The following is a 21603-nucleotide window of genomic DNA, read 5'->3' on the forward strand; positions in this document are numbered from 1 at the left end:
GGTCTCGGCGATGGGGGCGGTGGCGAGCGCGGCGCGCGCCCGCGGCGGCCGCACGGTGGGCGTCATCCCCAAGATCCTGATGCGCCGCGAGATCGCCGACGCGGACGCCGACGAGCTGATCGTCAGCGACACCATGCACGAGCGCAAGCAGGCCATGGAAGACCGTGCCGATGCGTTCATCGCGCTGCCCGGTGGCATCGGCACCCTCGACGAGTTGCTCGACGCATGGACGACGGCGTTCCTCGGTCTGCACGACAAACCCATCGTGTTGCTGGATCCCTTCGGTCACTACGAAGGGTTGTGGACGTGGTTGTGCACATTGCTGGACAGCGGTTACATCTCGCAGGTGGCGATGGACCGGTTGATGCTGGTCGACAAGGTGAGTGCGGCGCTGGAAGCGTGCGCACCCGGCTGAGGCCGCCGACGGGTTTGCCACCCCTATTAGGCTGACCGCCGAGCTTGACTTTGGAAACGAATCGAGGGGATCACGTGTCCGATCGTGACGGGGGAGCGCGCACGGCGGTCAAACTGACCGACATCGCATTCCGGGCGCCGGCCGTGCTGGCCGACCTGCCGGTGATCGTGCGCGGCGCGATGACCGGGCTGCTGGCCCAGCCGGGCTCCAAGAAATCGATCGGCACGGTGTTCCAGGAGCGGGCCGCCCGCTACGGCGACCGGATCTTCCTGCGGATGGGCGATCAGCAGCTGACCTACCGCGACGCCAACGCGGCCGCCAACCGGTACGCCGCCGTGCTGGCCGCGCGCGGCGTCGGCCAGGGCGACGTCGTCGCCATCATGCTGCGCAACTCGCCCAACACCGTGCTGGCCATGCTGGCCGCGGTCAAGTGCGGCGCGGTGGCCGGCATGCTCAACTACCACCAGCGCGGCGAGGTGCTCGCGCACAGCCTCGGCCTGCTGGACGCCAAGGTGCTCATCGCCGAGACCGATCTGGTCAGCGCCGTGGCCGAGTGCGGCGGCTCGGGCAGCACCGAGACGCTGACCGTCGAGGACCTGGAGCGGTTCGCGGTGAGCGCGCCGGCCACCAACCCCGCCTCGGCGTCGGCCGTGCACGCCAGGGACACCGCGTTCTACATCTTCACCTCGGGCACAACGGGATTCCCGAAGGCCAGCGTCATGACGCACCTGCGGTGGCTCAAGGCGCTCGCGGCGTTCGGCGGGATCGGGTTGCGGCTCAAGAGCTCCGACACGCTGTACTGCTGCCTGCCGCTGTACCACAACAACGCGCTGACGGTGGCGCTGTCGTCGGTGATCAACTCGGGCGCGACGCTGGCGCTGGGCAAGTCGTTCTCGGCGTCGAAGTTCTGGGACGAGGTGATCGCCAACGATGCCACCGCGTTCATCTACATCGGCGAGGTGTGTCGGTACCTGCTCAACCAGCCGGCCAAGCCGACCGACCGCGCACACAAGGTGCGGCTGATCGCCGGGAACGGGCTGCGCCCGGAGATCTGGGACGAGTTCACCAAGCGATTCGGCATCGCCCGCGTCTGCGAGTTCTACGCCTCCAGCGAGGGCAACGCCGCGTTCATCAACGTCTTCAACGTGCCCCGCTCCACCGGCGTCTTCCCGATGCCGCTGGCCTATGTGGAATACGACCCCGATACCGGCGCCCCGCTGCGTGACGACAACGGACGGGTCCGCCGGGTTCCGGCCGGCGAGCCCGGTTTGTTGCTCAGCCCGGTCAACCGGCTGCAGCCGTTCGACGGCTACACCGATAAGGAGTCCAGCGAAAAGAAGTTGGTGCGCAACGCTTTTCGTGAGGGTGACTGCTGGTTCAACACCGGCGACGTGATGAGCCCGCAGGGCATGGGGCACGCCGCGTTCGTCGACCGGCTCGGCGACACCTTCCGGTGGAAGGGCGAGAACGTGGCCACCACGCAGGTCGAGGCGGCGCTGGCGTCCGACGACTCCGTCGAGGACTGCACGGTCTTCGGGGTCGAGGTGCCGCGCACCGGCGGCCGCGCCGGGATGGCCGCGGTCAAACTGCGCGGCGGCGCCGAGTTCGACGGGCGGTCGCTGGCCCGGTCCGTGTACGACCAGCTGCCCGTCTATGCGCTGCCGCTGTTCGTGCGGGTGGTGGAGTCGATCGAGCAGACGACGACCTTCAAGAGCCGCAAGGTGGAGCTGCGCGAGCAGGCCTACGGCTCGGACGTGGAAGACCCGCTGTACGTGCTGGCCGGGCGCGACGAGGGCTACGTGCCCTACTACGACGAGTACCCCGGCGAGGTGGCCGAGGGCAAACGCCCCTGAGCCCACGGCGGTCCCCGGGCCGCGCGCGCGGCGGCGACCGGGCACCATGTACGTGTGCAGTCAACTTGGTGCGGCCGCCCGGTCGCAGGCGATCGCGCGCTGATCATGGCGATCATCAACCGCACCCCGGACTCGTTCTATGACAGGGGCGCGACCTTCAGCGACGAGGCCGCCAGGGCGGCCGTGCATCAGGCCGTCGCCGAGGGCGCCGATGTCATCGACGTCGGCGGCGTCAAGGCCGGCCCCGGTGAGGACGTCGATGCCGACACCGAGATCGCCCGGCTGGTGCCGTTCATCGAATGGCTGCGCGACGCCTATCCCGACCAGCTGATCAGCGCCGACACCTGGCGTTCGGAGGTCGCCAAGGTGGCCTGCGCGGCCGGCGCGGACCTGATCAACGACACCTGGGGCGGCATCGACCCGGCGTTGCCGGAGGTGGCCGCCGAGTTCGGGGCGGGCCTGGTGTGTTCGCACACCGGCAACGCGAGGCCCCGCACGCGCCCGTTTCGGGTGAACTACGGCACCACCACCCGCGGCGTGGTCGACGACGTCATCGCCCAGGTCACCACGGCCGCCGAGCGGGCGGTGGCGTGCGGGGTGGCCCGCGACCGGGTGCTGATCGACCCCACCCACGACTTCGGCAAGAACACCTTCCACGGGCTGCTGTTGTTGCGCCACGTGGACGATCTTGTTAACACCGGGTGGCCCGTGCTCATGGCTTTGAGCAACAAGGACTTCGTCGGGGAGACTCTGGGTGTGGGACTGACCGAGCGGCTCGAGGGAACGCTGGCCGCCACCGCACTGGCGGCCGCCGCGGGTGCGCGCATGTTCCGCGTGCACCAGGTCGCGGCCACCCGCCGCGTGCTGGAAATGGTGGCCTCGATCCGGGGAGCCCGCCCGCCGGCGCGCACGGTGAGGGGGCTGGCATGACCGCATCGGACCTGTTCGCCGGTGATGTCGCCAAGGACAGGGCGCTCGCCGCCCGCCCCGGAGACGTGTGGCTGGCCGACGCCAGGCGGAACCGTCCGGGCTGGACGATCGCCGAACTCGAAGCCGCGAAGGCGGGGCGGACCATCTCGGTGGTGCTGCCGGCGCTCAACGAGGAAGAAACCATCGAGTCGGTGATCGACAGCATCTCACCGCTGGTCGATGGGCTGGTCGACGAGCTGATCGTGCTGGATTCGGGCTCCACCGACGACACCGAGATCCGGGCCGTCGCCGCGGGCGCCCGCGTCGTCAGCCGCGAGCAGGCCCTGCCCGAGGTGCCGATACGTCCCGGAAAGGGCGAGGCGTTGTGGCGATCGCTGGCGGCCACCAGCGGCGACATCGTGGTGTTCGTCGACTCCGACCTGATCGACCCGCACCCGATGTTCGTGCCGTGGCTGGTCGGCCCGCTGCTCACCGGCGACGGCATTCACCTCGTCAAAAGCTTTTACCGACGGCCCCTGCGGGGCAGCGAGCTCAGCGACGTCGGCGACGTCGGGGGCGACGTCAGCGCCACCGGCGGCGGGCGTGTCACCGAGCTGGTGGCCCGGCCGTTGCTTGCGGCGCTGCGTCCGGAGCTGGGCTGCGTGGTGCAGCCGCTGGGCGGCGAGTACGCGGCCAGCAGGGAGCTGCTGACCTCGCTGCCGTTCGCGCCGGGCTACGGCGTGGAGATCGGCCTGCTGGTCGACGCCTTCGACCGGCTGGGCCTGGACGCGATCGCCCAGGTCAACCTCGGGGTGCGCGCGCACCGCAACCGGCCGCTGGCCGAGCTGGGCGTGATGAGCCGCCAGATCATCGCGACCCTGCTGTCGCGCTGCGGCATCCCGGATTCCGGCGTCGGGCTGACTCAGTTCGTCGCCGACGGCCCCGAGGGCTCCGACTTTCAGGGCTACACCCAGCGCACCTCGCCGGTGTCGCTGGCGGACCGGCCGCCGATGCAGGTGCTCAGGCCCCGCTAGGTCCCGGCCCGGTCACGCTGAACGTCGCCGTGTCGGCGGCATAGGGCAGTATCGATCACGTGGCGTTGGTGTTGCTGTACCTGGTGGTCCTGGTGCTGGTGGCGATCGTCCTGTTCGGCGCGGCCAGCCTGTTGTTCGGTCGCGGCGAGCAGCTGCCGCCCCTGCCCCGCGGGACGACGGCCACGGTGCTACCGGCGTTCGGGGTGACCGGCTCCGACGTCGACGCGGTGAAGTTCACCCAGGTGCTGCGCGGTTACAAGACCAGTGAGGTGGACTGGGTGCTGGATCGGCTTGCGCGCGAGCTCGAGGCGCTGCGCGGCCAGCTGGCCGCCGTGCACGCCGCGCCGGCCGCCGGGCAAGAGGCCGAGGACCAGCCCGGGGAACCAGACGACGGTGAGGATCGTCAGGACTCAGTGTGAGTGACGACGAGCTGGTTCGCTGCAGCTGGGCGACCGTGCGGCCCGGGCCCGATTTCGATCTCTATCGCGACTACCACGACCGCGAATGGGGCCAACCCGTGCGCGACGGGGTCGCGCTGTTCGAGCGGATGAGCCTGGAGGCCTTTCAAAGCGGCCTGTCGTGGCTGATCATCCTGCGGAAACGGGAGAACTTCCGGCGAGCGTTCGCCCGATTCGACATCGCCGCGGTCGCCGAGTACACCGACGCCGACGTGCACCGGTTGATGGCGGACCAGGGAATCGTGCGCAACCGCGCCAAGATTGAGTCGACGATCGCCAACGCGCGGGCCGCCGCCGAACTGGGCACTCCGGCGGACCTTTCGGACCTGTTGTGGTCGTTTGCGCCGCCGCCGCGGTCCCGGCCGGCGGACCCGTCCCAAATCCCCTCGGCCACTGACGAATCGAAGGCCATGGCCCGCGAACTCAAGCGGCGCGGTTTCCGCTTCGTCGGCCCGACCACCGCCTATGCGCTGATGCAGGCGACCGGCATGGTCGACGACCATATTCGCGGTTGCTGGGTGCCCGCCACCGCCCGCTGAACACACAGTTGTGGGTCTTTGTACAAGTGATGACCTGGATAGGGAACAATGGAGGGGTGATAAAGCAGTTCGATGCCGGGCATGGCTTGAAGTTCGCTGGCGGGGCATGCTCGGTGCCGACCAGGTCCGCACGGGCGGGCCAGCTCGAACCTGGAGGGAGCACTCGATGGCGGCGATGAAGCCCCGGACCGGAGACGGTCCTCTGGAAGCAACCAAGGAGGGGCGCGGCATCGTGATGCGGGTACCACTTGAGGGAGGCGGTCGACTGGTCGTCGAGCTGACGCCCGACGAAGCGGCTGCCCTCGGTGACGAACTCAAGGGCGTTACGAGCTCCAGCTAGGGCTTGCCGCCGAACGGATGTCGGCGGCGCTACGCACACACCTTCCGATAGATCTCCAGGGTCTGCTCGGCGACGTGGGCCCAGGAGAAATCTTCGACGCAGCGCTGGCGTCCCGCCCTGCCGTAGCGCTGCGCTTTGTCGCGGTCGGCGATCAGCTCGTTGACCGCTTCGGCCAATCCGGTCTGATAGCCCTGCGCGTCGCGGGGGTCGTAATGCACGAGTGTCCCGGTGATCCCGTCGGCGACCACCTCCGGGATGCCGCCGACATCGGACGCCACCACCGCCGTCGAGCAGGCCATCGCCTCCAAATTCACGATACCCAACGGTTCGTACACCGACGGGCATACGAAAACCGATGCCGCCGAAAGGATTTCGCGTAGCTCTCCGATGGGCAGCATCTCCCGGATCCAGAACACCCCGGTGCGGCTGTTCGACAGCGCGGCCACGGCGTCGCGGATCTCCTCGGCGATCTCCGGGGTGTCGGGGGCGCCGGCGCACAACACCACCTGCGCCTCCGGGCTGAACCGGTGGGCGGCGGCCACCAGGTGCGCCAGCCCCTTCTGCCGCGTGATCCGGCCCACGAACACCACGATGGGCCGGGCCGGGTCGACGCCGAGTTCGGTCAGCATCGATCCGCTCTGCACCGGCCCCGCCGGGTACCAGACGTCGGTGTCGACGCCGTTGCGGATGACATGCACCGCGCTGGGATCCAGCGTGGGATAGACCCGCAGGACGTCCTCGCGCATCGCGGAGCTGACCGCGATGACGGCGTCCGCGGCCAGCACGGCGGTCTGCTCGACCCAGCTCGAGATCCGGTAGCCTCCGCCGAGTTGCTCGGCCTTCCACGGGCGCAGCGGCTCGAGCGAATGCGCGGTCAACACGTGCGGGACGCCGTAGAGCAGCGCGGCCAGATGCCCGGCCATGCCGGTGTACCAGGTGTGTGAATGCACGACGCTGGCTTCGGACGCCGCGTTGGCCATCATCAGGTCGGCCGACAGTGTCGACATTGCCGCGTTGGCGCCCTGCAGCCGCGGGTCGGGCTCGTGCACCTGGGCACCGGGGCGGGGTGCGCCCATGCAATGCACGTCGACCGTGCACAACCGGCGCAGCTGGGCGACGAGCTCGGTGACGTGTACTCCCGCTCCGCCGTAGACCTCCGGTGGGTACTCCCGCGTCATCATCGCCACCCGCATACCCGAACGGTAGTTCGGCGACGGGCCCCGCCGCGAGTCGGGTTCGCCACAATCTTCGCGGCGTGCGCGACCAAATACCTTGACGGACAGCCCCACAGAACGCCGACAATCACCCTTCCCCCTGGCAGCCCTTCGCAACGGCCGATAGGTTTGACAGCATGAGGGAAGCGCCACATGTGCTGGGCATCGTCCTGGCCGGCGGTGAGGGCAAGCGGCTGTATCCGCTGACCGCGGACCGCGCCAAGCCCGCGGTTCCCTTCGGGGGCGCCTACCGACTGATCGACTTCGTCCTGTCCAACCTCGTCAACGCCCGGTATCTGCGCATCTGCGTTCTCACCCAGTACAAGTCGCATTCACTGGACCGTCACATCTCGCAGAACTGGCGGCTGTCCGGCCTGGCCGGCGAGTACATCACCCCGGTGCCCGCCCAGCAGCGCCTCGGCCCGCGCTGGTACACCGGCTCCGCCGACGCGATCTACCAGTCGCTCAACCTGATCTACGACGAAGACCCCGACTACATCGTGGTTTTCGGTGCCGACCACGTGTACCGGATGGACCCCGAGCAGATGGTCCGGTTCCACATCGACAGCGGCGCGGGCGCGACGGTGGCCGGTATCCGGGTGCCCCGCAGCGAAGCCACCGCTTTCGGCTGCATCGACTCCGACGACTCGGGCCGCATCCGTAAATTCGTGGAGAAGCCACTGGATCCGCCGGGCACTCCGGACGACCCCGAGCAGACGTTCGTGTCGATGGGCAACTACATCTTCACCACCAAGGTGCTCATCGATGCGATCCGCGCGGACGCCGACGACGACCATTCCGATCACGACATGGGCGGTGACATCATCCCGCGCCTGGTCGACGACGGGATGGCCGCCGTCTACGACTTCAGCGACAACGAGGTGCCCGGCGCCACCGACCGTGACCGTGCGTACTGGCGCGACGTCGGAACGCTGGACGCGTTTTACGACGCCCACATGGATCTGGTGTCGGTGCATCCGGTGTTCAACCTGTACAACAAGCGCTGGCCGATCCGCGGCGAGTCGGAGAACCTGGCGCCGGCCAAGTTCGTCAACGGCGGTTCCGCGCAGGAGTCGGTGGTGGGCGCGGGCAGCATCATCTCGGCGGCCTCGGTGCGCAACTCGGTGCTCTCGTCCAACGTGGTGGTCGACGACGGCGCGATCGTGGAGGGCAGCGTGATCATGCCCGGCGCCCGCGTCGGCCGCGGCGCGGTGGTGCGCCACGCGATCCTGGACAAGAACGTCGTCGTCGGGCCGGGCGAGATGGTGGGCGTGGATCTGGAAAAGGATCGCGAGCGCTTCGCGATCAGCGCCGGCGGCGTCGTCGCCGTGGGCAAGGGCGTCTGGATCTAGCCCAACCCCCGGCCGGGCCACCATCGGGCCGGTCAGCCCGACGTCCCCGGGGACGATCCACGCGAAAGATGCTGCACCGGAACGTGTTCCGAACAAGATGCGGCCGAAGGCCGCGGGCTGCCCGGCCGTCAGCGTGCCGGTATCGCCCAGATGCATTGGGCGCCAACGCGTGCGGGTGAGCGGCCATTCGGCCTCGTCGCGCACCGCGGTGACGGCGTCGCGGTCCTCGCGCACCCGGCCGCATACGCAGCGTGCCGGGGCGCCGCCACGGGCGGTCCAGGGTCGGCGGCCGATGGTGCGGCGCGCCAATACCCTAAGCGGCGGGTCGGGTGGGCTACCAGAGGAAAGGCACCAGCCGGTAATGCACACGGTCGGCGTATTCGCGGTATCCGGGCAGTTCGTGAAGGAGCAGCTTTTCCTCATCGAGGATGCGCAGTAACAGTCCCACGGTGCCCGGGACGATGAAGAGCAACCCCCAGTACGAGCCGAGCGCCAGGGGAATGCCGATCATCATGATCACATTGCCGACGTACATCGGATGGCGCACGAATGTGTAGAGGCCGGTGGACACGACCGTCTGGCCGCTCTCCACCGTGACCGTGGCGCCGGCATAGCTGTTCTGGACGATCACCAGCATGGCGATGCCGAGGCCCGTCGCCACCAGAACGTCGCCCAGCACCGACAGCCAGGGCGGTACAGACGACCAGCCGAACCGATGATCGAGCGCGCTGAACACCATCGTCGCGAACAGGCCGAAAAACGACCCGGCGATGATGAACTTCTGAGCCTTCCGGGGTTCCGCCCGTGGGCCGGCGCGCATGCGCCGCTGCAGGGCCGCGGGATTGGCGCGGGCCAGGTAGACGGCGGGCACGATGGTCGCCACCGTGAACACGGCGATGAAGACCCACGCCTGCCAGTAGTGCAGGGTGCCGGCCGGCAGCAGGAGGATCAAAATCCAGGAGAGAATGCCCCAGAGCGATGTCGCCGTGATTCTGATCCCGGTTTTCATCACCCTCCTAGCCGCGGAGATCGCGGCGCCGAAAAGCTATGGCGCCCAGAACCACCAACCCTACGTCTACCGCCAGTAGCCATAACAGCGGTACGACGGTGAAATCTGTGCCGATCCGCGGGATGTGTGCGAAGGGTTCCAGGTCGAGCAGCCACTGCGAGAAACCGGCCAACGACCCGATCAGGTACAGGGCGACGAAGCCGATCAGCACGCCCCAGGCCACCGGCGTCCGGCGCGGCGCAAGGCCGAACACGCAGACCGTTACGGCCGACAGCAGCCACACGGCCGGCAGTTGGACGGCCGCGCTGGCAACGACCATCGGCAGCGTGGCGCCGACATCGCCGGCCGCGACGCCGTAGACGACACCGGCGGTCAGGCCGCTGGCCAGCATCGCCGCCGCGGATCCGGCGAGTGCGGCCACCAAATGGCTTGTCAGCCAGCGGGTTCGCGACACCGCGCCGGCCAGCACCGTTTCGGCTCGCTGGCTCGACTCCTCCTGGTGGAGCCGCAACGTGAGCGAGACGGCGAACGCGGCGGCCACCATGCCCATCATGGAAAACGCGACGGCGATGAACGCCTCCTCGAGGGCGCTGGTGCCGCCCATCCGTGCGACGATGTCGCGCGCCACGCCGCTGTCGCCCAGCTCGTCGCCGATGCCGTGCACCACGCTGCCGATCAGCAGGCCGTACAGGCACAACCCCACCGTCCACAGCAGCAGCGCGGCGCGGTCCAGCCGCCACGTCAGCCCGAACACGTTGCCCAGCGCGGGCGCGGCGGCGGCGGGGCCGGGCCGCTCCGCGATCAGCCCGGCGCCGACGTCGCGGCCGGCGAGCAACCGATACGCCAGCACGGTCAACACGGCCGTCGTCACCAGGTGCAGCACCAGCACCCACCAGCGGTCGCCCGCATACGGTTTGACCTGCAGCGACCATCCCAGCGGGGAGAGCCACGAGAGCGTGCCGTCACCGGCGTCGCCGACGGCGCGCAGGGTGAACGCGGCGCCCAGGACGGCGAATGCGGCACCGCGGGCGAACCGGGCACTCGGCGACAGCTGCGCGGTCACCGCGGCGACGGCGGTGAACACCAGGCCGGAGCAGGCCAGCGCCGCCCCGAAGGCCAGCGACCCGCCGGCCGGCACGTCGGTGCTCAACAGGCCGACCGCACCGATCGCGCCGGTGGCGATCGATGCCCCGAACGACAGCAGCAGCGCCGCGCTCAGGCTGGCGTAGCGGCCGATCGCGGTCGAGTCCACCAACTCGGTTCGACCGTTCTCCTCGTCGGCGCGGGTATGCCGGATCACCGTGAGGATGACGGCCACCGCGATGAGCACGTGGAACATTCCGGCTTTCCAAATGCCCACGGCGCCAAGGCTGTCGTTGTACACCTGGCCGTAGAGGGCGCGCTGGGCCGGGCTGGCCATGATGGAGGCCACGAACCCGGCGCGGGCGGGCGCGGTGGGGTAGACCTTTTCGATGCTGCCGACATACACCGTGGCCAATGGCACCGACAGCAGCAGCACCCACAGCGGCATCGACACGCGGTCGCGGCGCAGATAGAGCCGCAGCATCGCGAGCGTTCCGGAGAAGTTCGAACTCTCCAGTGGCGCAGCCGATGCCGAGGGGAAGGGCCGGTCGATTGTGGTCGTGCTCATGACAGCGAGACCTTCGCCTCGTCGCGTCCGTGCCGACCGTCACCGCCGGACGTGTCGTAGTGGCGCAGGAAAAGCTCTTCGAGGGTCGGCGGCTGGCTGACCAGGCTGCGCACCCCGGCGTCGCCCAGGACGCGGATGAGCTCACCCAGGCTCTCGCTGTCGACCTGGGCGCGCAGCGTGTTGCCCTCGACGGTGACGTCCTCGACGCCCTTGATGTGCCTGAGATCGCCTGGATCACCGATCATTTCGGCCTTGATCGAGGTGCGGCTCAGGTGCCGCATGGAGTTCAACGAACCGCTTTCGATGGTCTTGCCGGCGCGGATGATCGTCACCCGCTCGCACAACGCTTCCGTCTCGGCCAGGATGTGGCTGGACAACAACACCGTGGTGCCCCGGTCGCGGGCCTGTGCCACACACTGTTGAAACACGTTCTCCATCAACGGGTCCAGGCCGCTGCTCGGCTCGTCCAGCAGCAGCAGCCTGGCGTGCGACGAGAACGCCGAGATCAGCGACACCTTCTGGCGGTTGCCCTTGGAGTAGGTGCGCGCCTTCTTGTGCGGGTCCAGGTCGAAGCGCTCGATCAGCTCGGCGCGGCGCTTCTTGTCGATGCCGCCCCGCATGCGGGCCAGCAGGTCGATGGTCTCGCCGCCGGTCAGCGACGGCCACAGGGTGACATCGCCTGGGACGTAGGCGATTTGGCGATGCAGGGCGACGGCCTGGGTCCAGGGGTCGCCGCCGAGCAGCCGCACGCTGCCGCCGTCGGCCTTGACCAGGCCAAGCAGGATGCGGATGGTCGTCGACTTCCCGGCGCCGTTGGGCCCGAGGAACCCGTGGACTTCGCCTTCCCGCACCGTGAGGTCCAGGCCGTCCAGCGCCCGCACCACACCGAAATTTTTGGTGAGCCCGCGGATCTCGATGGGTGCGACACCGGTGGCGTTTTCAGTTGGCATCAGATTCTCCTTGATCGTCAGCTGCCAGGAATGCGTCGTACATGGTCCGGTCGGTCAGCAGGCCCTCGGTGTAGACCTCGAGCGCGGGCAACACCATCTCACGCGAGTAGTCGCGCAGCACCGCTCGCAGATCCGTTGGCGTTTCGTGCATTTGGATGTAGAGCAGGAAGCCGCCGCCACCGGTGATGGCCAGATACCTGGCCCTGGCCTTGGGGTCGCGGCTGGGCTTGATGGTCCCGGCGCGCACGCCCTCTTCCATGTATTCCTCGGCGTTGTCGATCATCCTGCGCCACAGCATGTTTGCCAGTTCGCCGCCCGCCTGCATGCTGCGCACCAAATAGGCCATCAGCGGCGCGTACTCCTCGATCTCGGCCATCTGGGCGAACCAGGTGGCCGGGTCGTTGGATTGCAGCGCCTCTGACTTACTGCCGCGGATCGTCTCGGCGATGTAGTCCTCGCACGCCTTGCGCAATCCGTCCTTGGAGCCGAAGTGGTGGATGACCAGCGCGGCACTGACGCCGGCCGCTTCGGCGATGGCGCGCAGCCCGACGCCGAACCCGTGCTCGCCGAACTGTTCGATGGCCGCGTCTCGGATCCGGGCGGCTGCGGTCAAGTCGGCTGAACGCATGTTCAGTACGCTAAACGCATGTTCAGTCCACGGTCAAGGACGGCGCGCGTCAAGAATTCATAAAGATGGCGACGCGCCAAACGCGTGCTCGACGCCGAAGCGGTGGGAGATAAAAGGTTCGGCGGATCAGTCGCGGACGGCGGCCAGGATGCCGTCGCCGAGCGGTACCAGCGCCGGGGTGAGGCGCTCGTCCTCGGCGATCAGGCGCGCCGCCTCCCGGACCGCGACCACCTCGGCGTCGCGGGCGGCCGGGTCGCCGGCCCGCCCGCCCAGCGCGGCGCGATGCACCACGATCACGCCACCGGGGCGCAGCAGCCGCACGCCCTCGACGACGTAGTCCGGCTGATCGATCGGGTCGGCGTCGATGAACACCAGGTCGTAGGACTCGTCGGCGAGCCGGGTGAGCACCTCCTGGGCGCGGCCGCCGATCAGCCGGGTGCGCGACGGGCCGATGCCGGCCTCGGTGAACGCCTGCTTGGCAAGCCGCAGGTATTCGGGCTCGATGTCGATGGTCGTCAAGACGCCGTCGTCGCTCATGCCGGACAACAGCCACAGCCCGCTGACGCCCGCTCCGGTGCCGACTTCGGCGATGGCCTTGCCGCCACTCAGCTTGGTCAGCAGGCTCAGCAGCGCGCCGACCGCCGGTGTCACCGCGCCGGCGCCGATGTCCACGGCCCGCTCGCGCGCGGCCGCCAACAGCGCGTCCTCCGATATCGAGCTTTCGGCGTGCGCGAAGAGCGATTCGGCCCGGCTGGGCGCTGCCTGGCCGGGGGCTTCTGCGTCGGTGCCGTCCATGCCCGCAGCGTATTCCACTTCGGCGCGCAGTCCGACAGGCGCGCCTGAATCGGATCGGGGTGACACGCCCAACGGTCCCGATGCGTTTAAGGTCACTGCCCGATGGATATCTCCTGCACAGCGCAGGTAACGATACGGTTTCTCAGGGTCAGCTCAGATTGTTCATATACCGCACATACTCCGGTACGCGACGGTAGCCCTATGGATCGCGGAGGGCGTTGGACCGGGAATACCGAATGGGAACTACCTGTTACCGCCAGTGACGAAGTGCCGCTTCTCGGCGCGCCGGATTCGGAGGATTTGATCATCACCACGCTTCTCAGCCCGTCCAGCATGTCTCATGCGCAGGACCTCCCCACCGACGAGTGGGTGGAGCCGTCCGACGCGCTGCAAGGGACCGCGGTGTTCGACGCGACTGGCGACAAGGCGGCCATGCCGTCCTGGGACGAGTTGGTGCGTCAGCACGCCGACCGGGTGTACCGGCTGGCCTACCGGCTCTCCGGCAATCAGCACGACGCCGAGGACCTCACCCAGGAGACCTTCATCCGGGTCTTCCGGTCGGTGCAGAACTACCAGCCGGGAACGTTCGAAGGGTGGTTGCACCGCATCACCACGAACCTGTTCCTCGACATGGTGCGGCGGCGCTCGCGCATCCGGATGGAGGCGCTGCCCGAGGACTACGAGCGGGTGCCCGCCGACGAGCCCAACCCCGAGCAGATCTACCACGATTCGCGTCTGGGCCCAGACCTGCAGGCCGCGCTCGATTCGTTGCCGCCGGAATTCCGTGCCGCCGTCGTGCTGTGCGACATCGAAGGCCTGTCCTACGAGGAGATCGGTGCCACGCTGGGCGTCAAACTGGGCACCGTGCGCAGCCGCATCCACCGCGGCCGCCAGGCGTTGCGCGACTACCTTGCCGCGCACCCCGACCACGACGCCGCGCGCGCCAAGTCGGCGTAACCACCGCCCGCCCGCCTAACGTTCGGGCAGCTATTCAGCGGCTTTGCGGCCTTAGCCTCGGTATCTCGCGCCCTCTCGCGCTACATTCGAATAAGGCGGCAATAAGAAATTGAATGGCGAGGAGTTGGTGATGCCCGATCGTGGACATGTGTTCCGCCGCGCGTTCTCCTGGCTCCCCGCTCAGTTCGCCTCCCAGAGCGACGCGCCCATCGGCGCACCGCGCCAGTTCGGGTCCACCGAGCACCTGTCCGTCGAAGCGATCGCCGCGTTCGTCGACGGCGAGCTCCGGATGAACGCGCACCTGCGGGCCGCGCACCATCTGTCGTTGTGCGCCCAGTGTGCGGACGAGGTCGAGGACCAGAGCAGGGCGCGCGCGGCGCTGCGCGACTCGCGCCCCATCCGCATCCCCAGCACGCTGCTCGGCATGCTCGCCGACATTCCCTACGAGTCGCCCGACGACTCCTCCGCGCAGGCATCCGACCGCTTCGTCGACCGTGACGGACGTGAGCGGCGCAAGCGCCGGTAGCGTCCAGCCCGCCCCACACGCGCGTTCACGCCGACCGACCGCGCGCCATGGATACTAGGGTGGACACGGACAACGCCGGTGCCGCGTATTTCACCCGGTAAAGGCCTGTCTTGAGCGCTCAAGTAGAGGATCCAAAAGGGATAACGTGACCTCCGACCAAGGCTACGACCAAGCAAAAGACAGCGGCAACCGATTGGCGCCGCGCCCCATCTCGCGTCCGCCGGTCGACCCCGCTTCGACTCGGGAGTTCGGTCGTCCCGACGGGCTGCGCGGATCGTTCGTGGCCGAGCGGGTCCGTCCCCAGAAGTACCGGGACCAGGCCGAGTTCCGGCCGAGCAACCGGCCGGCCGACCCCGTGCTGCAGGAGGCGTTCCACCGGCCCGACGGCAGTCCCGACTCGCTGCAGCGCCACCCGGTGGATGCCAACGCGCTGGCCGCCGAGAAGAACGGTCTGGAGCCCGACGGCCAAGACGATCCCTGGCGAGACCCGGGGGCCGCCGCGGCGCTGGGCACGCCGGCGGTGGCGCCGTCGCGGTCCGGGACCACGCTGGGCTACGGCGGCAAACTGGGCGTGCGCGACGTGTTGTTCGGCGGCAAGGTCTCGTACCTGGCGTTGCTGATCCTGCTGCTGATCGCCCTGGTCATCGGAATGCTCGGTGGCGTGATCGGTCGCAAGACGGCCGAGGTCGCCGAGGCGTTCACCACCTCGAAGGTGACGCTGTCGACCAACGGCAACGGCGAAGGCCCGGCCGGCCGCTTCGCCAAGGTGGCGGCCGCGACTGCGGGTGCGGTGGTGACCATCGAGTCCAAGAGCGACCAGGAAGGCATGCAGGGCTCCGGCGTCGTCATCGATGGCCGCGGCTACATCGTCACCAACAACCACGTCATCTCCGAGGCGGCGAACAATCCCAGCCAGTTCAAGACGACGGTGGTGTTCAACGACGGCAAGGAGGTGCCGGCGAACCTGGTGGGCCGCGACCCCAAGACCGACCTGGCCGTGCTGAAGGTCGACAACGTCGACAACCTGTCGGTGGCGCGCCTCGGCGACTCCGACAAGGTGCGGGTGGGTGACGAGGTCTTGGCCGCAGGTGCGCCGCTGGGCCTGCGCAGCACCGTGACACACGGCATCATCAGCGCGCTGCACCGGCCGGTGCCGCTGTCGGGGGAGGGCTCGGACACCGACACGGTGATCGACGCGCTGCAGACCGACGCCTCGATCAACCACGGAAACTCCGGCGGTCCGCTGATCGACATGGATTCCCAGGTGATCGGCATCGACACGGCCGGTAAGTCGTTGTCCGACAGCGCAAGTGGGCTCGGCTTCGCGATCCCGATCAACGAGGCCAAGCAGGTCGCCCAGACGCTGATCAAGGACGGCAAGATCGTGCACCCGACGCTGGGGGTCAGCACCCGCTCGGTGAGCAATGCGATCGCGTCCGGCGCCCAGGTGGCCAACGTGAAGGCGGGCAGCCCCGCGCAGAAGGGCGGAGTGCTGGAGAACGACGTCGTCGTCAAGGTCGGCAACCGTAAGGTCGCCGACGCCGACGAGTTCGTCGTCGCGGTGCGGCAGTTGACCATCGGCCAGGACTCGCCGATCGAGGTCGTCCGCGACGGCCGCCACGTCACACTGACCGTCAAACCAGACCCCGACACCTGATGTTCGGCAGCCTGAGCTGGGAGCACATGCTCGTCCTCGTCGTGGTCGGGCTGGTGGTCCTCGGGCCCGAGCGGCTGCCGGGTGCCATCCGGTGGACGTCCAACGCCTTGCGCCAGGCGCGTGACTACCTCAGCGGTGTGAGCAGCCAGCTGCGCGAGGATCTCGGGCCGGAGTTCGACGATCTGCGCGTCCCGCTGAGCGAACTGCAGAAGCTACGTGGCATGACACCGCGCGCGGCGCTGACCAAGCACCTGCTGGACGGCGACGACTCCTTCCTGACCGGAGCCTTCGACAAACCGGCGAACGGCGCGCCGCCGCAGACCCCGCGCCCGGCGCCGCCCGCCGCGAACGGCCAGGCGCTGGCTGCCGAGCAGCAGGGCAGCGGTCACACGCCGTTCGACACCGACGCGACCTGAGCGCCATCAACGGCCGGTAGGGCCCCTCGTGCGTCAGCGCCGGGTCGGGTCGAGCCCCAGCGATACGCCGGCGAGCCCGCGCTTGCGCGACGACAAGCTGTCGGCCACCCCGCGCAGCGCCTTGCCCACCGGCGAGTCGGGCGCGCTCAGCACCAGCGGGGTGCCGGAGTCGCCCGCGGCCACCAGCTCGGGATCCAGCGGAATCTGCCCCAGCAGCGGCACGTCGGCGCCGACCGCCCGGGAGAGCCGCTCGGCCACCTGCTGGCCACCGCCCTCACCGAAGACCTGCAGCGTGGAGCCGTCGGGCAGGGTGAGCCCGGACATGTTCTCCACGACGCCGACGACGCGCTGGCGGGTCTGCAGCGCGATGCTGCCCGCTCGCTCGGCGACCTCGGCCGCGGCCAGCTGCGGCGTCGTCACCACCAGGATCTCCGCGTTCGGAATCAGCTGCGCCACCGAAATGGCGATGTCGCCGGTCCCCGGGGGCAGGTCGAGCAGCAGCACGTCCAGGTCGCCCCAGTAGACGTCGGCCAGGAACTGCTGCAGCGCGCGGTGCAGCATCGGCCCGCGCCACACCACCGGGGTGTTGCCCTCGGTGAACTGGGCGATCGAAATGACCCGGACGTCGTGCGCGATGGGCGGCAGGATCATCGACTCGACCTGGGTGGGCCGGTCGGTGGTGCCCATCATCCGGGGGATGGAGTGCCCGTGGATATCGGCGTCCAGCACACCGACCGACAGGCCGCGGGCCGCCATCGCCGCCGCCAGGTTGACCGTGACGGTGGACTTGCCGACACCGCCCTTGCCGGACGCGACGGCGTAGACCCGGGTCAGCGAATTCGGTTGTGCGAACGGGATAATGGGCTCGCGGGCGTCGCCGCGCAGCTGCTTGCGTAGCTCGGTGCGCTGCTCGTCGTTCATCACGTCCAGCGTGACCTTGACCGCGCCGGTGCCCGGGACGTCGGCGACCGCCTGGCTGACGCGGTCGCTGATCTCGGTTTTCTTCGGGCAGCTGGCGGTGGTCAGGTAGATCGCGACGTGCACCGCGCCGTCGGGCTCGGTGTCGATGCTCTTGACCATCCCGAGTTCGGTGATCGGACGCCGCAGTTCGGGGTCGATCACCTTGCCCAGGGCGGTGCGGATAGCCGCGCTCAGGTCGGCTGCTGAATCGGAAGAGTCATGGCGAGACATCACCGCCGAGTGTAGGCGTGCGTGACGGCGCCGTTATGCGGTGACCCGCGAGGCGGTCAGGCCGGGCCGGGTCCCGCCGGCTTCGGCTTGGGCGCGCCGGGTGCCGCGCCCGACGGGCCGGCGGGCTTGGGCGCCGGTGCGGCCTGCGAGGGTCCGGAAGCCGGGGGCGCCGAACGGCGGTGCCGGGGGCGCGAGCTGTGCCGGGGGCGCGAGCTGTGCCGGGGGCGCGAACGGCGGCGTCGGGCCCGCGGGCGGGCTGCCCTGCGAGCTGATGCAGATCACCGTGCAACCGGGAATCTGGGCCGGCGCCTGTTGGGGCGTGGGCGTCATCCACGGGAACATCGGCGGGGGGCTGACCAGCGCCGGGCTGCTCAGGTCGATCAACGGAACGCGCGCCAGCGGGTCGTCCAGCGGCAGGCCGTTGATGTTCATCGGCAGGTTGGGGCCGAGCCCCTCGGGGTGCTCGAGGTGGGCGTCGCCCAGCGGCGGCGGCGGCCCGGTCATCGGCGGCAGGTCGACCGGCACCACACCGGTGGCGTAGGCCGCGGCCCAGCCCAGCACGTTCTGCGCGTACGGCATCGAGTTGTTGTAGCGCAGGATCGCGGTCAAGACCTGCGACTGATCACGCAGGTTGAGCCCGCCGCTGCACAGGTAGCGGGCGGCGGCCAGGGTGGCGTCGAAGATGTTCTGCGGGTCCGCCACGCCGTCGCCCTTGCCGTCGGAGGCGTAGCGCGCCCACGTCCCCGGCAGGAACTGCATCGGTCCCATCGCGCGGGCGTAGGTGACGCGGTTGCCGGCGCTGCTCTGGATGATCGTCTCGTTGCCGGGCAGCGTGCCGTCCAGCGACGGGCCGTAGATCGGGTTGATGGCGGTGCCGCGGGCGTCGACGGCGCCGCCGCCGGCGTGGCCGGATTCGATGCGTCCGATGCCGGCCAGCAGGTTCCAGCTGACGCCACAGCCCGGGGCGGCGACGGCCATCTTCTGCTCAGCGCTGCGGTATGCGGCCAGCGCGATGCTCGGGATGCCCAGGGCGCCGGGCGCATTGACGATCATCGCCGGCGGCGGAGCCGACAAGGCGGGCTCGGCGACGTGAAAGACGGTCGGGCTGCGGTCGATCCCGACGACGGCCGGCCCGGTGAGGTCGGGGAAGGTCGGCGAGACCGCGGCCACCGGGGTGACGGCGGCATGCCGCGAGGGCATTCGCACCGGAAGCGTAGGGGCCGCCGCGCTGACCGCCCCCGCGAAGACCAGTGGAGTAATCATTGCTATGCCGAAAATCGGCTTGCGCGTGTTCCGAAGTGCTCGCTGCCGCTCAGTCGCGGCGGCGGGGCTCTCACCCCGGCTTCCCCCAATGCGCACTCGACCGTCCTAGGTGTGAGCTGGGCTTACTTTCGTTAGCTCGGTGAACCAGATCACCATACATAACTCTTGTGACACGAGTGGCGCAATGGTCCAAACGGTTCTCACCTGGATTTCTTAGCCGTCCGCTCCAGGCCGTCGCCGCCCGCAACCGGGTCGACGTCCACGGTTTCGGGCAGCAGGTTGGTCAGTAGTTCGCGCAGGTCATCGAGCTCGTGACGGAGGTATTCACGGGTCACGCCCTCGCCGACGGCCAGTCGCAACGCGGCCAGTTCGCGCGCCAGGTACTCGGTGTCCGCCTTGGTTTCGGCGGCGCGACGACGGTCTTGCTCCAGCGCGACTCGGTCGCGGTTCTCCTGGCGGTTCTGGGCGAGCAGGATCAGCGGCGCCGCGTAGGCGGCCTGGGTGGAGAAGGCCAGGTTCAGCAGGATGAACGGATAGGGGTCCCAGCGCAGTCCCACCGCGAACAAGTTCAGCGCGATCCAGACGAACACGACGATGGTCTGGATCAGCAGATAGCGGCCGGTACCGAAGAAGCGCGCGATCGACTCGGTGATCTGCCCGACGGCCTCGGGGTCCAGCCGCGGTGAATACCTGCGCGACGTCCGCGGGGTGTACAGGCCCCGCGGGGCCGAGGATTTGCTCACTCGGATCCTCCCAGTCCGTTGATCCGGCCGGCGGCGTCGAACTCCTGCATGTCCACCCGCCAGTCGTGCGGGAGCAGGTGATCGAGGAGGTCGTCCACCGTTACCGCGCCGAGCAGATGATTCTGGTCGTCGACCACGGGTCCGCACACCAAGTTGTAGGCGGCCAGGTAGCGAGTGACCGCACCGAGCGGGGTCTCCGGCGTCAATGTCAACAGGTCGCTGTCGACGATCCCGCCGACCAACGCCGACGGCGGTTCACGCAGCAGCCGTTGCAGCGGCACGCAGCCCAGGTAGTGGCCGGTGGGGGTGGCGGTCGGCGGCCGCGCCACGAACACCATGGACGACAGCGCCGTGGTTAGTTCGGGGTCGCGAGCCCGGGCCAGCGCCTCGGCAACCGATGTGTCGGGAGTCAGCACCACGGGGTCCGAGGTCATCAAGCCGCCGGCGGTGTCGGGGGAGTGCGCGAGCAGCCTGCGCACCGGCTCGGAGTCATCGGGGTCCATCCGGGTCAGCAGCATCTCGGCGTCGGTCGGATTCAGCACACCGAGCAGGTCGGCCGCGTCGTCGGGATCCATCTCCTCGAGCACGTCGGCGGAGCGTTCGGTGCCCAGCTGGGAGAGCACGTCGGCCTGATCCAATTCGGGCAGCTCCTGCAACACGTCGGCCAGTCGGTCATCGTCGAGCGCCTTGAGCACCTCGTAGCGCCGCTTGACCGGCAGCCCGCGGATGGCGTCGGCCACGTCGACCGCCCTGCGGCCCTCGAACTGGTCCAGCAGTTGGGCCACGCCCTGGCCCGGCAATGACAGTGCCGACGGGGTCAGGCCCTGCACGTTCTGCCAGTCGACGACGTGGACGGGGCCACGTCGCCCGAGCCGCCTCGGCACGCGGACGGCGACCCTGGTGACCATCCAGTCCCGGGTCCGGGTCTGTTCGATCCCGAGGTCCGTCACGACCACGTCGAGGCCTGCCAGCTCCGGCAGATCGGGGTCCTTCACCTCGACCTGCGTGTCGAGCACCTGGCCTATCGCCAGCACCTCGCCGGGCCGCTGCACGAAATGACGCAGGGACACGCTGCCGGTGCTCAGCGTCACCGCGTTGGGCTCGATGGAGGCGACCCGCAGGATCGGGATGAAGATGCTGCGCCGCGTCGCCAGGTCGACGACCAGGCCGAGCACGCGCGGTTGCTGGCGCACGATGCTGATGCTGATCACGACATCACGCACTCGGCCCACGGATTCGCCGAGCGGACCCAACACCAACATCCGCGCCAGCCGCGCGATGTACACCCTGTTGACCGATCCCATGGATGTAGAGCCTAAGCAGCCGTCGGCCGGATGGCTGACAGCCCGGGCCGGGCCGCGCTGGTAGGGACGCGCTACAGCGAGTGCAGCCTGAAGATCACGATCACCAAAATCACCACCAGCGTGGCGATTCCGATGACGATGCCGGCCACCGCAAGGCCGAAGCCGTCCTGGCGAGTCCGCTTGATCTGATCCAGGGCGATCGCGCCCAGCACGATGCCCACGATCGAACCGATGCCGCACAGCAGGCCGGTGAAGGCCGCGATCAGCGAGGCGATCGCCAGCCCGTTCGTCCCGGCCTGGTGGGGTCCGGCGGGTCCGTAACCGCCCCGGTAATCCGGCGTCGGGTAGTAACCGCCCGGATAGGCGGGCGGCCCGTAGGTCGGCGGGCCGCCGTAGGGG

Annotated in this window: 22 protein-coding genes and 1 pseudogene; 12 read left to right on the forward strand and 11 right to left on the reverse strand. The window is 69.1% G+C overall.

What is annotated here, in order from left to right; translation table 11 throughout:
* The 7 genes from ACYQ8K_RS27840 to ACYQ8K_RS27870 all read left to right on the forward strand — a co-directional run.
* Positions 1 to 415, forward strand: a 415-nt coding sequence (locus ACYQ8K_RS27840) for an LOG family protein (RefSeq protein ID WP_459974253.1), incomplete at its 5' end; no start/stop codon positions are given.
* Positions 416 to 489: 74 nt separating this feature from the next.
* Positions 490 to 2268 carry a long-chain-acyl-CoA synthetase FadD6 gene (fadD6, locus tag ACYQ8K_RS27845; RefSeq protein ID WP_459974255.1) on the forward strand — a complete coding sequence of 593 codons (1779 nt, stop codon included), beginning with the start codon at positions 490 to 492 and terminating at the stop codon, positions 2266 to 2268.
* Positions 2269 to 2373: 105 nt separating this feature from the next.
* Entirely contained in the window at positions 2374 to 3198 is an 825-nt protein-coding gene (gene folP, locus ACYQ8K_RS27850) for a dihydropteroate synthase (RefSeq protein WP_459974289.1), read from the forward strand.
* Complete coding sequence (locus ACYQ8K_RS27855; protein WP_459974257.1) at positions 3195 to 4211, forward strand: glucosyl-3-phosphoglycerate synthase; 1017 nt, start codon at positions 3195 to 3197, stop codon at positions 4209 to 4211. Before folP ends, ACYQ8K_RS27855 begins: the two co-directional genes overlap by 4 nt.
* A 59-nt stretch (positions 4212 to 4270) precedes the next feature.
* On the forward strand, positions 4271 to 4630 hold the full coding sequence (locus ACYQ8K_RS27860; protein ID WP_459974259.1) for a DivIVA domain-containing protein: 360 nt from the start codon (positions 4271 to 4273) through the stop codon (positions 4628 to 4630).
* Positions 4627 to 5208 carry a DNA-3-methyladenine glycosylase I gene (locus ACYQ8K_RS27865; protein WP_459974260.1) on the forward strand — a complete coding sequence of 194 codons (582 nt, stop codon included), beginning with the start codon at positions 4627 to 4629 and terminating at the stop codon, positions 5206 to 5208. The genes ACYQ8K_RS27860 and ACYQ8K_RS27865 overlap by 4 nt, the downstream gene beginning before the upstream one ends.
* Before the next feature lie 166 nt (positions 5209 to 5374).
* Complete coding sequence (locus ACYQ8K_RS27870) at positions 5375 to 5548, forward strand: DUF3117 domain-containing protein (protein WP_003878471.1); 174 nt, start codon at positions 5375 to 5377, stop codon at positions 5546 to 5548.
* 29 nt (positions 5549 to 5577) lie between these two features.
* Here ACYQ8K_RS27870 and glgA read toward each other — a convergent pair whose 3' ends face one another.
* Positions 5578 to 6741 (reverse strand): glycogen synthase, encoded by a 1164-nt coding sequence (gene glgA, locus ACYQ8K_RS27875; protein WP_459974262.1) that lies wholly within the window; start codon positions 6739 to 6741, stop codon positions 5578 to 5580.
* A gap of 158 nt (positions 6742 to 6899) precedes the next feature.
* Between glgA and glgC the strand changes: the two genes are divergently transcribed.
* A complete protein-coding gene (gene glgC, locus ACYQ8K_RS27880) occupies positions 6900 to 8114 on the forward strand; it encodes a glucose-1-phosphate adenylyltransferase (protein ID WP_459974264.1) in 1215 nt (404 codons plus the stop codon).
* A gap of 334 nt (positions 8115 to 8448) precedes the next feature.
* On the opposite strand, the gene ACYQ8K_RS27885 is transcribed toward glgC, so the two are convergent.
* The 5 genes from ACYQ8K_RS27885 to ACYQ8K_RS27905 all read right to left on the reverse strand — a co-directional run bounded on the left by ACYQ8K_RS27885 (position 8449) and on the right by ACYQ8K_RS27905 (position 13147).
* Positions 8449 to 9123 carry a methyltransferase family protein gene (locus ACYQ8K_RS27885; protein WP_459974266.1) on the reverse strand — a complete coding sequence of 225 codons (675 nt, stop codon included), beginning with the start codon at positions 9121 to 9123 and terminating at the stop codon, positions 8449 to 8451.
* A gap of 7 nt (positions 9124 to 9130) precedes the next feature.
* Complete coding sequence (locus tag ACYQ8K_RS27890; RefSeq protein ID WP_459974268.1) at positions 9131 to 10774, reverse strand: ABC transporter permease; 1644 nt, start codon at positions 10772 to 10774, stop codon at positions 9131 to 9133.
* Positions 10771 to 11724: an ABC transporter ATP-binding protein gene (locus ACYQ8K_RS27895; protein WP_459974269.1), complete on the reverse strand. Its 954-nt coding sequence runs from the start codon at positions 11722 to 11724 to the stop codon at positions 10771 to 10773. The genes ACYQ8K_RS27890 and ACYQ8K_RS27895 overlap by 4 nt, the downstream gene beginning before the upstream one ends.
* Positions 11714 to 12352: a TetR family transcriptional regulator gene (locus ACYQ8K_RS27900; protein ID WP_459974271.1), complete on the reverse strand. Its 639-nt coding sequence runs from the start codon at positions 12350 to 12352 to the stop codon at positions 11714 to 11716. Before ACYQ8K_RS27900 ends, ACYQ8K_RS27895 begins: the two co-directional genes overlap by 11 nt.
* 126 nt (positions 12353 to 12478) lie before the next feature.
* Positions 12479 to 13147, reverse strand: coding sequence for an O-methyltransferase (locus ACYQ8K_RS27905; protein ID WP_459974273.1), 669 nt, complete (start codon positions 13145 to 13147; stop codon positions 12479 to 12481).
* A 201-nt stretch (positions 13148 to 13348) separates the two neighbouring features.
* Here ACYQ8K_RS27905 and sigE point away from each other — a divergent pair, with 201 nt between their 5' ends.
* The 4 genes from sigE to tatB all read left to right on the forward strand — a co-directional run bounded on the left by sigE (position 13349) and on the right by tatB (position 16703).
* Positions 13349 to 14104: an RNA polymerase sigma factor SigE gene (sigE, locus tag ACYQ8K_RS27910; protein ID WP_459974275.1), complete on the forward strand. Its 756-nt coding sequence runs from the start codon at positions 13349 to 13351 to the stop codon at positions 14102 to 14104.
* Between the two features lie 130 nt (positions 14105 to 14234).
* Positions 14235 to 14630: an anti-sigma E factor RseA gene (gene rseA, locus ACYQ8K_RS27915; RefSeq protein WP_459974277.1), complete on the forward strand. Its 396-nt coding sequence runs from the start codon at positions 14235 to 14237 to the stop codon at positions 14628 to 14630.
* A 145-nt stretch (positions 14631 to 14775) separates the two neighbouring features.
* Positions 14776 to 16287, forward strand: a complete 1512-nt coding sequence (gene htrA / locus ACYQ8K_RS27920) for a serine protease HtrA (RefSeq protein ID WP_459974279.1) — start codon at positions 14776 to 14778, stop codon at positions 16285 to 16287.
* Positions 16287 to 16703, forward strand: coding sequence for a Sec-independent protein translocase protein TatB (tatB, locus tag ACYQ8K_RS27925; protein WP_459974281.1), 417 nt, complete (start codon positions 16287 to 16289; stop codon positions 16701 to 16703). The genes htrA and tatB overlap by 1 nt, the downstream gene beginning before the upstream one ends.
* Positions 16704 to 16736: 33 nt before the next feature.
* Here tatB and ACYQ8K_RS27930 read toward each other — a convergent pair whose 3' ends face one another.
* The 5 genes and pseudogenes from ACYQ8K_RS27930 to ACYQ8K_RS27950 form a co-directional block, all read right to left on the reverse strand.
* On the reverse strand, positions 16737 to 17894 hold the full coding sequence (locus ACYQ8K_RS27930) for an Mrp/NBP35 family ATP-binding protein (protein WP_459974282.1): 1158 nt from the start codon (positions 17892 to 17894) through the stop codon (positions 16737 to 16739).
* A 56-nt stretch (positions 17895 to 17950) separates the two neighbouring features.
* A pseudogene (locus ACYQ8K_RS27935) lies at positions 17951 to 19253 on the reverse strand (lytic transglycosylase domain-containing protein).
* Between the two features lie 104 nt (positions 19254 to 19357).
* Positions 19358 to 19900, reverse strand: a complete 543-nt coding sequence (locus ACYQ8K_RS27940) for a DUF1003 domain-containing protein (protein WP_459974284.1) — start codon at positions 19898 to 19900, stop codon at positions 19358 to 19360.
* Positions 19897 to 21204: a magnesium transporter MgtE N-terminal domain-containing protein gene (locus tag ACYQ8K_RS27945; protein ID WP_459974286.1), complete on the reverse strand. Its 1308-nt coding sequence runs from the start codon at positions 21202 to 21204 to the stop codon at positions 19897 to 19899. The genes ACYQ8K_RS27940 and ACYQ8K_RS27945 overlap by 4 nt, the downstream gene beginning before the upstream one ends.
* A gap of 71 nt (positions 21205 to 21275) precedes the next feature.
* Positions 21276 to 21603: DUF4190 domain-containing protein (locus ACYQ8K_RS27950; protein WP_459974287.1), on the reverse strand; the 328-nt coding region annotated here is incomplete at its 5' end.

Source organism: Mycobacterium sp. MUNTM1 (assembly GCF_054660795.1).